We start from the raw sequence: 14,263 nt of genomic DNA on the forward strand, positions 1-14,263 counted from the left end.
TGTTCTTGAAAATTTCTGTGTTTTTTATTTCTTCAGGTAATTCTAAGAGATTTTTATCGGATGTTTTTCTTCTATTTTCCTTAAAAAGGAAAATAGGTTTTTTAAGTTTTTTTCTCGAATGTCATTTTCATCTAAATGGAAAACGTAAAGGGATAATAGCTCATATATATCTAATAAAGGAAACTCCTCCATATAAGTTAGGGATTCTTTGAAACTTATTCTTTGTAATTCTGGAGGTATGAAGGCAAGGGAAATTAAATCTCCAAAAGGTTTTAAATCAACCTCAAAATCTTTTATGTCGCTCAATACAGCCTTTTCTAAGGTTATTTTAGTATCATTAGCTTGCTGAAGCCAAAAGCATTTACTAATCATATGCTTGTATATGACATTATCTATTTCAGAGATTTTTTCGTTATAGTAACTAGTAAGTTTTTTGCTATTAACTTCTGAGGAATAAAGAAACATTTTTGTTCTCACTGCCCAAAAATTTTCACCAAATTTATCTATGTATATATCGATTTTATGGGAGGCAGAGTTGAAGTTACCCATTAATATATCTAGATCGATATCTGATGTGAAACTTTTGTGAGACTCAATTGTTTCCTCGTTGGATTTAAAAATACTATAGTAGTATATGAAAATCTTTTCAAGAGTTAAAAGGTTTCCAAATTTTTGTATTTTTGAATCATTTTTTAAATCTTTTACTTTTAATGGCCTGAAGAAATGTTGAAGTTTTTTGTGAGAAATTATTTCATCAATATCTCTTTCAAGTTGAGCTGGATTAGATGAAACAAAATAATTTATAATATTATGCTCTACAGATAATATTTTCCGGTTTTTTTTTCTAGGCGTAAGTAAACTAAGTATTAATTTGTTTTTCATAATATATCCCTAAAAATAAAGTCCTATTCGAAAAAAGCCTAATGGAGACTTAATATGTCCTCGTCCTAGTTATATCCAATTTTGGCTTCTACTAACAGGAGGTACTAATCTGACTGTTATTCTACATAATGTCGACAGTCTTTATTTTGTGGATTCTAGACGGTTCTTTATCTAATAGCTAGATATGACATCTCTTGATTCCTATGTTGTATTTTGAATATCCCTGCTATTTCTGGTCACCAAATACAAGCGAAATATAAAAATTTTATGTATTTTCATGATTTTTGCATTCTAAAGTAATGTTTTTCTTATTACGAGAATAAACCAATATTTTTCTGCATTTGTCATTTGATAATCTTTTGTTAAAGATAAAACACTTGGGATCCAATTTCATTTCTACTTCTTGGTATAGTAGAAAAAGGCACTCAATGCGCCTCGTCCCAGTTATTACTAACACCCGCTTCAACCAACAATGGTACGTCAATCTGGCTGCTGTTTTGCATGATGTCGACGATTTTCTCTTTGGCGGCGTCTAGGTCTTTTTCAGCCACTTCGAAGATAAGTTCATCGTGTACTTGCATGATCATTTTTACGTCTAGGTCAGTGCTTTGTATTCAATCGTGCATGTTTATCATGACGTATTATCTAGATGATTTTTGAGTAAGCTTCTTCTAAAGCATCAAAGGCGTCGGTGGGCACTTCATACTGAAACTGATCTCTACGCCTTTTAGATATCTTACCGTTTTGCTCTAAACAGAAGACTACCAATTTTGAAAGTGTTTTGTCATTAATATCGAACTGTTTATTGATATGGCGTTTTAGGGCGTCGTATTGGTTTAGGTAGGCGACTTCCTGTTTTATATAATGTTCCATGGCTTCGTCACAAGCTTCTGCCATGAGTTCGGAACAGGCGGTGCCATCCCAATGGCGATAGATAGATTCATGACCTTTGAACTTAAAAGCATAGTTTTCTGTGTCTAGGTAGTCTACTTGCCAGAAGGTTCTGGTTTCGGAGGAGTAGGCGCTTAATGCCGCAAGATACTCTCGCTCTTTGTTATGCAAAACAGCCGAGACAGGCAGTAATAGGCCATTCGTGAGCTGGCCACTGCGGCATAGTACGTGATGAAACATAAAGCGTGATAAGCGTCCATTCCCATCCATAAAAGGATGTAGAAACACAAAACCAAATGAGATGACTGCGCCAAGCACAATAGGATCTACTTGATCTGGTAATTGGTTGGTAAGATGCTTCCATTCTTGCATGAGTTCGCGGCACAAATTGGGTGAGGGGGGGACGTAAGTGACACCGATTGCGCCCGGGCCATTACTTAAGTAGTTTTGCTCGTTGCGATACGAGACAGCCCATTCGTAGGGATTATTGATCGTGGCCTTTTGTAATTCTATTAAATAATCTTCATCAATTGCACGGGGAATGTGTGCTTGCCTCAGTAGATTGGTGTAACGCTGGATTTTATTGGTATCGGGTTGCTCTTTCTCAATGGCAAAGGAATCTTTGGTTTCACTGAGATACACCCAAGATAAAGCGCGATTAAGCATGGCGTCATCTAGCCCATCTGTGAACTCTTTGGCCTTTTGTAGAGTATTGAGTGCTAAAGCCTTTTCTAATCGGTCAGTACGTTTGACGGTAATGCTGTAATCTAATGAGCCGATCAAATTGATATGGACACGCCAGCGTTTATTGGTTTGATTATTTGCTGTTATGAACCGTTCTGGATCTAGCAAGGATATATAGTTACCGCGTGTCAGATCGGTGATGCGTGGTAGCAGTTGCTGATGAAAGTGTTCCCAAAGTAGGCAGGCAATACGGATATATCTCCCCATAGGAGCGGATTCATAACATTCTAAGAGTTCCTCTGAGCTAACTTTGAGCAGTGCTTGGGAAAGTATTTGTAAATTAAGGTCTTCGTATTTCAGTGCAAACAGAATGTGATCGAGTATCTTATCAGAAGGCTTTAATGAAGCAGGCGTCGCTAATGTATTGTCAATTAGCTGTACCTTAGTTACTGGCATAACACGGGCAGATACTTGCAACGGCAGTGCGGTGATATCTGTGCGCTCCAGTAAGTATGCGTAGCCTACGGATGTATTTGTCATATTCAGCACCAAAAAATTTTTACAAAACTAAGATTTTAGTTATATCTGCTTCATTCGCTAAGATAATAGTTACATTCTAGGCATTGTTCCTTGGTGTTGGATATGCCTAACTGCAATTTAGTCTAAGAAAATGTTTACGGAGCTAAGATTTTTGTTACAAATTGCCATTTCTTCCAGAAAAAAATTACAGGCAGTGTGTAAGTAAGCGTTACTATATGGTTTATCTTCAGGATGATTTGTCATCTGGCCCCTTTCAGTACATTGCTTGTGATGGATCTGCTTAGGCTACTTTATGTAGCGGATTTGCTTAGGAGTTTTTTGTACTCAAAGAAAGTCAGTAGCCGCTAGGGGCGGCAGGTAAAAAAGCTTTCGAGCAGACTATCTTGGGTGTTTTACAGTCTACCGGAAGGTTCTTTATCATTGACTGTTTGTTGTCGGTTGCAATAAGTTGGTGTCAGTACTAAAATTAATCATGTAGAAGGGCTTAACATATGACTCATTACTGGATTGTCCATATGTTCTCACGCTACCAATGATTCGCCAGTGACATCGTTGTTGATGGTTAGACTAAACATTGTTTAGTCACCCTGACCCCAAAGAGCTAAAGGGCTGCCACGAACTATCATTTTTCATTTCAAAAAAGAGCATTTGTCATGCTCTTTTTTTATGTCTGTTCTATATCATTGCGATGACTGTCCCTGGGTGGGATTTTCTATCGTAGGCGCTGATAATGTCGTAATAGGTTTTGTCTTTGGATAGTCTTAAAATGACCAGCCCAGTCTTGGACTCTATAACCAGCGCGGCGTTTTCGTCTTTCACCGTGTCAACAATGACGGTTGCTCCGTCAGTTATGATGGATTGTATATAACCCGATACTTGACTTGGGCAGGTAATGCCAATTTCTTTGCTATGTTTTTCATAGATATGTCTAACACCAAATGCCCCAGATCTTGTTCTTCCAAAGCCTGCAAAGCCGACTTTCAATCTAATCTCTAGTTCTGGCCAGTGAGCGTTGTTTTTAGGAAAGGTGCCAAATGAAAGTTAGCCGTTCGTTGTCGTAACAAAGGCGTTTTTACTCCGTTTGTGCGACATCCATTCGACTGAAAGGTCGCTATGTAGAATGGTTGTTTCCATTTAATCCCTTAAGTTTAAAGCAGGCTCTTCCTTGAGCCTTGCTCGTATTCATTTGTTATTTTAGAGTTAGAGCCTTAATGCGCCTCATCCCAGTTGTTCCCAATCCCTGCCTCAACCAACAATGGCACGTCGATTTTGCTGCTGTTCTGCATAATGTCGACGATTTTCTCTTTGGCGGCGTCTAGGTCTTTTTCAGCCACTTCGAAGATGAGTTCGTCGTGTACTTGCATGATCATTTTCACGTCTAGGTCGGTATCGGCGAGCCAGTCGTGCATCTTGATCATGGCGCGTTTGATGATGTCGGCGGCGGAGCCTTGCATCGGGGCGTTGATGGCGGTGCGTTCGGCGGCTTGGCGCATCATGGCGTTTTTCGCTTTGATGTCTGGCAGGTATAAACGGCGGCCGTAGATGGTTTCGACAAAGCCTTTTTCTTTTGCGCCTTCGCGGGTGTTTTCCATGTATTGCTGTACGCCTGGGTAACGTTCGAAGTATCGTTTGATGTATTTGCCTGCTTCTGGGCGACCAATGCCCAGTTGTTTCGCTAGACCAAAGGCGGACATGCCATAGATCAAGCCGAAATTGATGGCTTTAGCGCGACGACGTTGTTCAGTGGTGACGTCGTCTAAGCTAACGTCGAAGACTTCCGAGGCGGTAGCTTTGTGCACGTCGGCGTCTTTGGCGAAGGCATCTAATAGCCCTTTATCTTGCGACAAGTGGGCCATGATGCGCAATTCGATTTGCGAGTAATCGGCGGCGACCAGTTTGTAACCTTTCGGTGCCACAAAGGCTTGGCGAATTCGGCGACCTTCGGTGGTACGAATGGGGATGTTCTGCAGGTTCGGATCGGTCGATGACAAACGGCCTGTCGCTGTGACGGCTTGGTGGTAAGAGGTATGAATGCGTCCGGTTTTCTGGATCATCTCTGGCAATTTGTCGGTATAAGTGGATTTCAACTTAGACAGACTGCGGTGTTCCATGATCAAACGCGGCAGTTCGTAGTCTTGTGCCAGTTCTTGCAAGATCGGCTCCGCCGTGGATGGCTGGCCTTTGGGGGTTTTCTTGATAACGGGCAAGCCTTGTTTTTCGAACAGGATCACTTGTAGCTGTTTCGGTGAGCTAAGGTTAAAGCTTTCGCCCGCTTCTTCGTGGGCTTTGATCTCGATCTCTTGCAGTTTGCCGGCGATTTCACCACTTTGGATGTGCAAAAGCTCTGGATCGATCAAGGCACCAGTTTGTTCCATTTTCGCCAAGACGGGAATCAATGGGCATTCGATGTCTTTAAAAATACTGACCAATTCGGGTGTGGTTTCGATTTTTGGCCAAATGGCTTGATGCAAACGCAAGGTGATGTCGGCGTCTTCAGCGGCATAAAACGCGGCCACGTCGAGTTCGATTTGATTGAAGGTTTTTTGTTTCGCGCCTTTGCCAGCAATGTCTTCAAAGCTCACGTTGGTGTGACCAAGGAATTTGCTCGCCAAGGTGTCCATGTCATGACGGGAACTCACGGAATTGTACACATAAGATTCCAACATTGTGTCGTAAGCGATGCCACGCAAGGTGATGTCGTAGTTGTTTAGCACGTTGGCGTCGTATTTTAGGTGTTGGCCGACTTTGGCTTTGCTGTCGTCTTCTAACCAAGGTTTGAGCTGTTCTAGCACCCAGTCGCGGTCCAGTTGTTCAGGCGCACCTTCGTAGTCATGGGCGACAGGAACGTAAGCGGCTTCGCCGGCTTCTACCGAGAAGGACAAGCCAACCAGTTCGGCGGCCATGTAATTCAGCGAGGTGGTTTCGGTATCGAAAGCAACCAGCTCAGCGGCTTGGATTTTTTCTAGCCATTTGTTGAAGCTGTCTTTGTCTAAGATGGTGTCGTAATTGGCTTCAATATTGGATTTAACCGGTGTTTCGACTTGGCCATCATTGCCCACAGTGTCACTGGCGGTTTCGACGCTTGGCGCTTTATCTAGGTCAGACAACCAGGTTTTGAATTCGAGTTTGGTGAACCACTCGCGCAGTTTTTCTTTGTCCGCTTCGCCGTTTTTCAATTCTTGAGGATCGAAGGGCAGTTCTACGTCGCATTTGATGGTGGCCAAGGTGTAAGACAACTCCGCCATTTCTTTGTTGTCTTCCATTTTTTGCTTCATGGTTTTGGAACCACGGAAACCCAACGCAGCGATTTCGTCTAAGCGGGTGTAGATGTCTTTGATGCTGCCCAGTCCTTGCAACAAGGCAAGGGCGGTTTTTTCACCAACCCCTGGCACGCCGGGTATGTTATCGACTTTGTCGCCCATCAGTGCGAGGTAATCGATGATCAGTTCAGGTGGAATGCCGAATTTGTCTTTGACGCCTTGGATGTCCATGACGGTATTGTTCATAGTGTTTACTAGGGTGACTTTTTCAGTGACCAGCTGGGCCATGTCTTTATCACCAGTGGAAACAACGACTTCACGGCCTTGCTCGCCCACTTGCTTGGCAATGGTGCCGATAACGTCGTCGGCTTCGACGCCATCAATAATGACGAGTGGCAAGCCCATGGCTTCCACCATACGGTGAATGGGCTCAATTTGTGGACGAAGGTCGTCAGGCATGGGTGGACGGTGTGCTTTGTAGTCGCTGTAGATCTCGTCGCGGAAGGTTTTGCCCTTGGCATCAAAGATGATCACCATGGGGGAATCAGGGTAGGTTTTGATAAGGCTGCGGATCATGCTGATTACACCGCGGGTGGCGTTGGTTGGATGACCATCGCTGGTATGCATCGGTGGAATCGCGTGGAATGCTCGATAAAGGTAGGATGAACCGTCTACCAAAACCATAGGTGGTGTGTGTGTTTTAGAATCCGTAGCCAAAATAGAACCTCTTTATGAATCGGCAAATATGAGGTCTATTCTATGTGTTTGAGCGTGTTTTTACAGCCAAAATGGCGAATTAAGTTTTAAGCAGGGTGGTCACTTGTCATAACAGACCTGCCGAGCGGAAGATTTCTTTCATTATGCAATACTTGAGTTTGACAAGAGACATCAAACAATAAAAACCTGTTATTAGCCTAACGAACGTTAGGCTAATATAGAAGGTGGAAGTTGAGACACTAGGCTTGTTCACACCTTCCCTAGATTAAATCGATCTTTTGCCTCGCTGGTTTTAGGTGTGAAAAACGATACTAGATTGCCTTCTGGGTCTCTAAATTGAAATGTTCGGTTACCCCAAGGCATGTCTTTAGGAGGGTGAACCAGATCGACCTTGTTTTCCAGACGTTCAAATTTTTTATCTACATCATCTACTAAGAATTCGAGAATCGCCGTGCGGTTGGAAGAGGGTTCAGCGCAACCTTCTTTAAACAGGGCAACGGTTTCAATACTGCCGAATGCTAAATGAGCCTTTTCTGTTTTTAGTTCAGCAAATACCGGAACGAGCCAGTCTGCTTCCCGTTCGGTAATAAATTCGTAGAAGCTAACCATCTTTTTGATGTCGTTAACAATGAGCCGAGTGGACAATAGATTCATACTTCACCTTTTTAATGAGAATCAGAGAGTGCAAAATGAGTATGTCACCCTGATGCTGACAGCGTTGTGGCAATAGGAGAAAAAAATGCGACGTGCCGATAGGTTGTTTCAGCTCATTCAGATATTGAGGCGGGTAAATAGGCCTGTGACTGCGGCTAAGTTGGCTGAGGAGTTAGAGGTTTCTAAGCGAACGGTTTATCGAGACATTGCCGATTTGGTTGGGCAAAGGGTGCCAATCGAAGGGGAGGTGGGGTTAGGTTATACATTAAGCACATTTTACAGTATGCCTCCTTTGATGCTCACGCGAGATGAACTGGAAGCACTTGTTTTAGGTGTCCAGCTTGTGCAAAGTCTTCCGGATAAAACGATCGGCAATTCCGCCAAAGATGTCTTTGCTAAAATTAGAGACGTTATTCCTCCCAGTTTTATTTCCACGCTTAGCGATGCGGGCGTGCGCATAAAACCCAGAGAGTCAGAGCTAGAAAAACAAGATACTCGTTATTTACGTGAGGCAATTAGAGCAAACAAAAAGATACGGATTACCTATTTCGATCGAGATGGCAATGACTCCGAAAGAGTGGTGTGGCCCATTATCCTAGGTTATGACGAAGCCTATTGCTTATTAATCGCATGGTGTGAAAAGCGTCAGCAGTATCGTCATTTTCGAGTTGATAGGATTCGGCATATGGAGCGTTTGGATATTAGCGTTCCGATTGCAGGTAATGAGCTACGACAGCGTTGGGAGTTATGGCGTGAGAAGACGTGGCTGAATAGGGGCTAGATAGAACGAACCGTCTATTCTAAGCGGTTGAGATGATTTTTACAGTCCAAACTGGAATTAAGTGCTTCAACTGGGCTGAGTCTTGGGTGAGGAGCAATCTAAGAGAGAGTGTTATTGTAAAGAACTGCCTGATTTCGACCGTTATTTTTGGCGTAGTAGAGGGCTTTATCGGCTTGTTCAAGTAAATCCATAAAGTGTTCACAGGAGTGAATTTCGGATTGACCTACACTAACGGTTAATTTTCCGACCGTTTTATAGGGCAGGTTACTCAGGGCGACCTGGAACATGGAGCCAATATTGGAGGCAGACTGCTTCTTTGGGTTCACCATGATGACGATAAACTCTTCTCCACCCCAACGAGCAATGGCGTGTTTTTCAAAATAGATGGAGCGCATTCTGGACGCGACTTCGATTAGAACTTTGTCGCCAGTCGTATGCCCGTAGCGGTCATTGATGCTTTTAAAATGATCCACATCGATCAGTATCACACAGATTTGATCGTTTTTTGTGAGTTGTTCCAGCCAATGTTGTAATCCGCGACGGTTGAATACGTCGGTTAAAAAATCACGATCGGCTTCTGCTTCCGAGCGTCGTAAATTAAAGGTAATTTCATCCATATGATGACGGATGCCACTTTGATAAGGGTAGATGACATAGAGTATCAAGCAGGCAGGGCCAAACAATGAAACGAGTTCGTAGCCCCGTTCGGTATGCAGTTCAGCCGGATGGTAAATAAGGTAATGAAACGTCGGGATGGCGATCACTGACCATGAGAGCACGACGTATTTTTTTTGTTTTCTTGGTAGCATCATTAACCCTAGAATTAACAAGGATAAGGTAATGCCGGATGTTGGGGGAAGCCTTTCTATTAACAGCCATTTGCCTTGCCATGCCATGACAATAAAATAAAGACTCGGTGGAACAAAGGACATTATCACTAGGGCAATGAAGGCTCTAACCGTATTTTTGAAGTGTGCCCTAGGGTTGACATAAAAATAGATCAATAGCGCTAGGCAGGACAACATAATGAGCCGCGGAGCGATGGTATCGAATAGGTATTTAGAAGGAAAATAAAAAAAGAAAACGTTATAGAATAGACAGCACACAAGGGAGGCTCCAAGAACCCTATATAAAGCGGCGATGGCTAGTTTGCTTTCCTCTGCTTTTAGTCTCAAGGGGTGACTCCGAGTGTCGCTTATTGAATTGGATAAAAAAGACCGTGTTTATATGGACTGATTTGATTAATTGACACTTCTGCTTCCTGTTTTAACCTAATCTATAGTGAGCGTTAACCTTTAGCTTTGCTTCTTTATGGTGTCTTTATTGACGCCGTCCTCTTGATTTTGTTCATAAGGTTGTCTCTTTAGTATAAGAAGGTTCTATTGGAATTGCTATTTTGTTTGGGCTAAGCCGCTCTAGCCCGTTTAGTCGCTAAACCTGAAAAGTAAGTTTAGATGCCAAATCGACAAATTGCTCAGATAAGAAAAATTTTTTAGGCAAACGACAGAATTACATAGAACAAATTGACCTTTTGATGCTTATTGTGGAGCATAGGCGTGTTGAGACCTTTGCTCTGTAACCGTGTTGGTAAAAACGGGGCGAACAATGGATTTGAGCAACGTATTCATCGGGTCGGACATGGCTCTAATAGGATAAAAAGGTCTCTTTATGATGTTCTTCGACTTCTTTTTAACGATTTATAGGTAGAAACTTGGCTGTTTACACTTCCCTCTCGGACTCTGACATGCGCGGCCTTGTGGCTGATTATTATTTAGGTGAACTGGTTTCCTTTAAAGGAATTGCTGGTGGTGTAGAAAACACCAATTACTTTCTTACAACCACCACAGGAAAGTATGTGGTGACTTTGTTTGAAGAGTTCGAATTTGAAGAGGTGCCGTATTTCTTGAATGTGGTGGCGCATTTAAAGCATAAAGGCTTTAACGTACCAGCGGCGTTGATCGATATTCATGGGGAACGTTTGCGTGTGGTGAAGGGGCGCCCCACTATTATTGTTGATTGCTTCCCCGGGAGTGAATTAAAAGAAACGGATGTGGATTCGTGCCGCTTGATGGGGGCGGCGTTGGCCAAGCTGCATGTGGCCGGAGAAGATTTTGCCGAGCATCGTGAAAGCCATCGTGGTATCAACTGGTGGCGCGAAACGAGCAAAGCCATTGAACATGAGTTAGAGCCTGAACAAGCTACGCTGTTGATGGCGCAAGTGGCGGAGTTTGACGTGTTTATTGCTCAGCATGACCATTTACCGAAGACGACCATTCACGGCGACCTTTTCTACAACAACACATTATTTGAGAATGGGCAGTTATCCGCGATTATTGATTTTTATAATGCCTGCTATGCTTGGACCATGTACGATTTTGCGATTGTAGTGAATGATTGGTGTTCTGACATGGCTACCGGTGAGCTGGATATGGAAAAGTATCGCTCATTAGTGAACGCTTACATACATGAGCGAGAGCCGAGTGCTGAGGAGATTGCCGCTTGGCCTTATATGCTGCGCATTGCCGCATTGCGTTTCTGGTTATCTCGTTTGGAAGCTTGGCACAAGGCAAAGCATGATCCTGAACGTTTGGCTCAGCAACACGATCCGCGTGAATTTCAACGTATTTTAGAGGCGCGAGTGCGCTATGCACCTGCCTTGATGGAGTAGTAACCTTGTCTTCATTGTCGGTGTTGCGCGGTATAGTGCTTGTTTTAGGGACGCTGTTAGGGGCGAGTCAGGCAATGGCTCATCCCCATATCTGGGTGGATTCTCAATATCAAATCACGGTGGATACTCCAACGATCCAAACGTTTAACGCGACTTGGTCAATGGATGCGTTTACCTCTGTTAGTTTGCTGGAAAACTACGATACGAATGGCGATGGTCAGTTAACGGGTGAGGAGCGCCAGGAGTTATTAAAAGGCTTGCAGAACCTTAAGAAAAACGACTATTTTGTCCATCTCAAAGTGAACAAAAAAGACGTGAAGCCAAAAGAAGTAAAGATTACTGATTTTGGTTTTAAGAATAAGCTGCTCTGGGTGAATCTCAAAGTGACGTTAAAGACGCCAGTGAATCTCAATCAGTCCACCTTGAGTATCGCTTTTGGTGATCCAGAATATTACTTTGCCATGGTACCGTTGGAAGAAGGATTACTGCGTCTTTCTGGCAAATTGGCAGAGAGTTGTACGCCCATTAGTCACGATGGCAAAGAGCGAGGCATTGAGACTTGGGTGGATTTAACCTGTGAACCGTCGCAGTAACATTCTATACGATCATCCTATTGTACGTTGTCTGAAGGGCTTGTCTTGATGTTAGAACATTTCCAATGGTTGCCTTTTCTGGTCGCAATCACACTGCTGACCTTAAGTCCTGGTGTGGATACGATTTTGGTGATGCGTAATGCCGCATCCGGCGGTTGGCGTTTAGGATTTTTGACAAGCTTAGGTATTTGTATGGGATTGTTTGCCCATGCGACGGTATCTGCATTGGGGTTGTCGGTTATTCTTCTGGGGTCGGCTGAGCTGTTTACCGTCTTTAAACTGCTTGGCGCAGCTTATCTTGTGTACTTGGGGGTACAAGCCATCCGCAGTGCGTTGGCTCCAAAGGGCATGACGTTTAAGGAAGTAAAATCCCCTAGAGCCCTGACTCGCTGGGGATGTTTTCGCCAAGGCATTCTGTCGAATGTATTGAATCCGAAACCGATTATTTTTTACATGGCATTTTTGCCGCAATTTATTGACCCGGCTCATTCAGCCTTGGTTCAATCGCTTTTTATGGCCTCCCTTCACTTTATCATAGCGATGGTTTGGCAAACGTTTCTCGCGCTTATGGTTCATCGAGCGCGAGTGTGGCTGGCGCGACCAAAAGTGGCGCAAGCCTTGGATAGTCTAACGGGGGTATTGCTGTTGGGCTTTGGTGTGAAACTTGCCTTGAGTCAGCGCTAGTTTTATTGCGTAGGCTTGGACGCTAAACTACAAACGCCTTCGAGCAAGATGCTTTCAATAATGTCGATTACCCGCATTCTGGGGACTCGACCACGTAGCTCCGCATCAATCAAAGATGAAAATAAGCCATGGCAGCATTCTGTCATGGCAACGGAACTGATATCAATCCGAAAACACCCTTCTTGTTGACCTCGTAAAAAGAACTTATCCAGAATTTTTTGAGACTCTAAACAGTTCGTATCTTCAATCAGGCTCGGCTGCCAAAACTGCATAATGAAAAGAGTGAGTTCTTTGTTTTTATAGTAGTTTTCTAACAATTTACGGATACCTTCTCGTGGCGGAATGGTATCTAAATTTGCGTCATTAATGGCTTCTTGATAGGCATCTGCACTGCGTTGAATCAGGCGTTCAATCAGGTTTTCTCTTGTTGGGCAGAAACGATATAACGTGGCTTTGCTCACCCCAACTGCGCCAGCCAACTCCTGCAAAGATGCTCTTGGATGTTCCACAAGAGCGAGTGCAAGGGCATTCAGCAAGGTGTTGTTTGTATCATTCTCTGCCATTGTTTTTTCCAAATAGATCTGACGTGTTGGTTGTTTAATAAATAGACTTCGTTGTCGGTATTTTACTCGTAATATTTTAGATATGAAACAAAATCATTATGCATTCAAATGAATCATAGTTGATTCATTTGAATTTATAAAATACTATACTGATCATTATTGCATCATAACGTATGATTTGAGGTATGGTTAAAATGGATAGAATCCTAAAAAATGGAATAGTGTTCCTGTCGGTTGCGGCAGCGCTTTTGACACTATCAGGTTGCGATTCCGGTAAAGCGAAAGCGCAAACCAGCCAAGCAGCCAGTGTGAGAGCCGCCAATATAGTGACGATTACGCTACACAAATTTGAAGATACGGTGAGCTTGCCTGGACGTGTTGAGCCAATTCGTTCTGCTGAAGTTCGCGCTCGAGTTGAGGGAATTGTATTACGCAAAACCTTTACCGAAGGCGCGGATGTTAAAGCTGGAGATGTATTGTTCGAAATCGATCCAGCATCGCTAAAAATTGCCTTGGAACATGCCAAAGGTGAATTGGCAATGGCAGAAGCTACACGTTTTGATGCGAAAAATTTAGTGGATCGTTATACATCGCTATTAAAGTCACAAGCAGTTAGCAAGCAAAAATACGATGCGGCATTGGCGGCTTACAAAAGAGCTCAAGCTTCCGTCCAATCGGCACAGGCGGATGTGGAAAGTGCCAAGTTGAATCTAGGCTATGCAACAGTGCGAGCCCCCATTTCAGGACGTATTGGTCGTGCAGATGTGAGTGAAGGTATGCTGGTTGGTCAAAATGGCGCAACCTTGATGGCGACCATTCAACAGCTCGATCCAGTATATGTCGATTTTAATCAGCCAGTAACGGACACGCTGAAATATCGTGCGGCAATGGAGCATGATCCTGCCAATAGTGAAACCAAATTGACCGTAGCGTTGGATGGTTATGACAAAGATTTCCCCGGAAAACTTCTCTTCTCAGCCAGTAAGGTAGACGAAAAAACAGGTAATGTCGTACTAAGAGGCTTGTTTGCTAATCCACAAAAGATCTTATTACCGGGTATGTATGTTCAGGTGACAGCGACGCAATCGCGTACCTTGGACGCCATTTTAATTCCACAGCGTGCTGTCATGCGCAATGAAGACGGTCATGCATTTGTTTATGTGGTGGATGATGGCGGCAAAGTTGAATCACGTATGGTGGATACGGGTGCAATGAATGGTGTGTTTTGGCGTATAACAAAAGGCCTTCAGCCCGGCGATAAAGTCATCATTGATAATGCTATGACCTTTAGCGTTGGAGAGAAAGTTGTGCCAGAGAAGAAGCTGGCCTCCAATGCCTAGTTGATT

At 43.5% G+C, this 14,263-nt stretch carries 13 protein-coding genes; 5 read left to right on the top strand and 8 right to left on the bottom strand.

What is annotated here, in order from left to right; all coding sequences use genetic code 11:
- Window positions 1–42 precede the first annotated feature (42 nt).
- From AC0VYI_RS01425 to AC0VYI_RS01450, 6 genes are all read right to left on the bottom strand, one after another.
- Window positions 43–882 carry a hypothetical protein gene (locus AC0VYI_RS01425; protein WP_475446812.1) on the bottom strand — a complete coding sequence of 280 codons (840 nt, stop codon included), beginning with the start codon at window positions 880–882 and terminating at the stop codon, window positions 43–45.
- 425 nt (window positions 883–1,307) lie between these two features.
- Window positions 1,308–1,496 carry a DNA polymerase gene (locus AC0VYI_RS01430; RefSeq protein WP_475449853.1) on the bottom strand — a complete coding sequence of 63 codons (189 nt, stop codon included), beginning with the start codon at window positions 1,494–1,496 and terminating at the stop codon, window positions 1,308–1,310.
- Window positions 1,497–1,527: 31 nt separating this feature from the next.
- On the bottom strand, window positions 1,528–2,997 hold the full coding sequence (locus AC0VYI_RS01435; protein WP_475446814.1) for a Fic family protein: 1,470 nt from the start codon (window positions 2,995–2,997) through the stop codon (window positions 1,528–1,530).
- Between the two features lie 675 nt (window positions 2,998–3,672).
- On the bottom strand, window positions 3,673–3,981 hold the full coding sequence (locus AC0VYI_RS01440; RefSeq protein ID WP_475446816.1) for a hypothetical protein: 309 nt from the start codon (window positions 3,979–3,981) through the stop codon (window positions 3,673–3,675).
- Window positions 3,982–4,205: 224 nt separating this feature from the next.
- Window positions 4,206–6,941 (bottom strand): DNA polymerase I, encoded by a 2,736-nt coding sequence (gene polA / locus AC0VYI_RS01445; protein ID WP_475449854.1) that lies wholly within the window; start codon window positions 6,939–6,941, stop codon window positions 4,206–4,208.
- Window positions 6,942–7,223: 282 nt separating this feature from the next.
- A complete protein-coding gene (locus AC0VYI_RS01450; protein ID WP_475446817.1) occupies window positions 7,224–7,628 on the bottom strand; it encodes a VOC family protein in 405 nt (134 codons plus the stop codon).
- Between the two features lie 85 nt (window positions 7,629–7,713).
- Here AC0VYI_RS01450 and AC0VYI_RS01455 point away from each other — a divergent pair, with 85 nt between their 5' ends.
- Entirely contained in the window at window positions 7,714–8,409 is a 696-nt protein-coding gene (locus AC0VYI_RS01455; RefSeq protein ID WP_475446819.1) for a helix-turn-helix transcriptional regulator, read from the top strand.
- A gap of 98 nt (window positions 8,410–8,507) precedes the next feature.
- On the opposite strand, the gene AC0VYI_RS01460 is transcribed toward AC0VYI_RS01455, so the two are convergent.
- A complete protein-coding gene (locus tag AC0VYI_RS01460; RefSeq protein ID WP_475446821.1) occupies window positions 8,508–9,584 on the bottom strand; it encodes a GGDEF domain-containing protein in 1,077 nt (358 codons plus the stop codon).
- 536 nt (window positions 9,585–10,120) lie between these two features.
- Here AC0VYI_RS01460 and AC0VYI_RS01465 point away from each other — a divergent pair.
- The 3 genes from AC0VYI_RS01465 to AC0VYI_RS01475 are packed head-to-tail and all read left to right on the top strand — an operon-like array spanning window position 10,121 to window position 12,354.
- Window positions 10,121–11,077 (top strand): homoserine kinase, encoded by a 957-nt coding sequence (locus AC0VYI_RS01465; protein WP_199475495.1) that lies wholly within the window; start codon window positions 10,121–10,123, stop codon window positions 11,075–11,077.
- Window positions 11,078–11,082: 5 nt separating this feature from the next.
- Window positions 11,083–11,670 (top strand): DUF1007 family protein, encoded by a 588-nt coding sequence (locus AC0VYI_RS01470; protein WP_475446823.1) that lies wholly within the window; start codon window positions 11,083–11,085, stop codon window positions 11,668–11,670.
- Window positions 11,671–11,718: 48 nt separating this feature from the next.
- A complete protein-coding gene (locus AC0VYI_RS01475) occupies window positions 11,719–12,354 on the top strand; it encodes a LysE family translocator (protein WP_475449855.1) in 636 nt (211 codons plus the stop codon).
- Between the two features lie 2 nt (window positions 12,355–12,356).
- Here AC0VYI_RS01475 and AC0VYI_RS01480 read toward each other — a convergent pair whose 3' ends face one another.
- The gene (locus tag AC0VYI_RS01480; protein ID WP_475446825.1) at window positions 12,357–12,917 is read right to left on the bottom strand and encodes a TetR/AcrR family transcriptional regulator; all 561 of its coding nucleotides are present in this window, start codon (window positions 12,915–12,917) and stop codon (window positions 12,357–12,359) included.
- Window positions 12,918–13,111: 194 nt separating this feature from the next.
- Here AC0VYI_RS01480 and AC0VYI_RS01485 point away from each other — a divergent pair, with 194 nt between their 5' ends.
- The gene (locus AC0VYI_RS01485) at window positions 13,112–14,257 is read left to right on the top strand and encodes an efflux RND transporter periplasmic adaptor subunit (RefSeq protein WP_475446828.1); all 1,146 of its coding nucleotides are present in this window, start codon (window positions 13,112–13,114) and stop codon (window positions 14,255–14,257) included.
- The last annotated feature ends 6 nt before the right edge of the window (window positions 14,258–14,263 follow it).

The organism is Marinomonas sp. 63XJN7_9_ISO-PGPR-S23-217 (genome assembly GCF_056173515.1).

Excerpts from the sequence above, each read along its gene's own strand:
- AC0VYI_RS01425 (WP_475446812.1), bottom strand. The coding sequence starts at position 882 with ATGAAAAACAAATTAATACTTAGTTTACTTACGCCTAGAAAAAAAAAC.
- AC0VYI_RS01435 (WP_475446814.1), bottom strand. The coding sequence starts at position 2,997 with ATGACAAATACATCCGTAGGCTACGCATACTTACTGGAGCGCACAGAT.
- polA (WP_475449854.1), bottom strand. The coding sequence starts at position 6,941 with ATGGTTTTGGTAGACGGTTCATCCTACCTTTATCGAGCATTCCACGCG.
- AC0VYI_RS01450 (WP_475446817.1), bottom strand. The coding sequence starts at position 7,628 with ATGAATCTATTGTCCACTCGGCTCATTGTTAACGACATCAAAAAGATG.
- AC0VYI_RS01455 (WP_475446819.1), top strand. The coding sequence starts at position 7,714 with ATGCGACGTGCCGATAGGTTGTTTCAGCTCATTCAGATATTGAGGCGG.
- AC0VYI_RS01475 (WP_475449855.1), top strand. The coding sequence starts at position 11,719 with ATGTTAGAACATTTCCAATGGTTGCCTTTTCTGGTCGCAATCACACTG.
- AC0VYI_RS01480 (WP_475446825.1), bottom strand. The coding sequence starts at position 12,917 with ATGGCAGAGAATGATACAAACAACACCTTGCTGAATGCCCTTGCACTC.
- AC0VYI_RS01485 (WP_475446828.1), top strand. The coding sequence starts at position 13,112 with ATGGATAGAATCCTAAAAAATGGAATAGTGTTCCTGTCGGTTGCGGCA.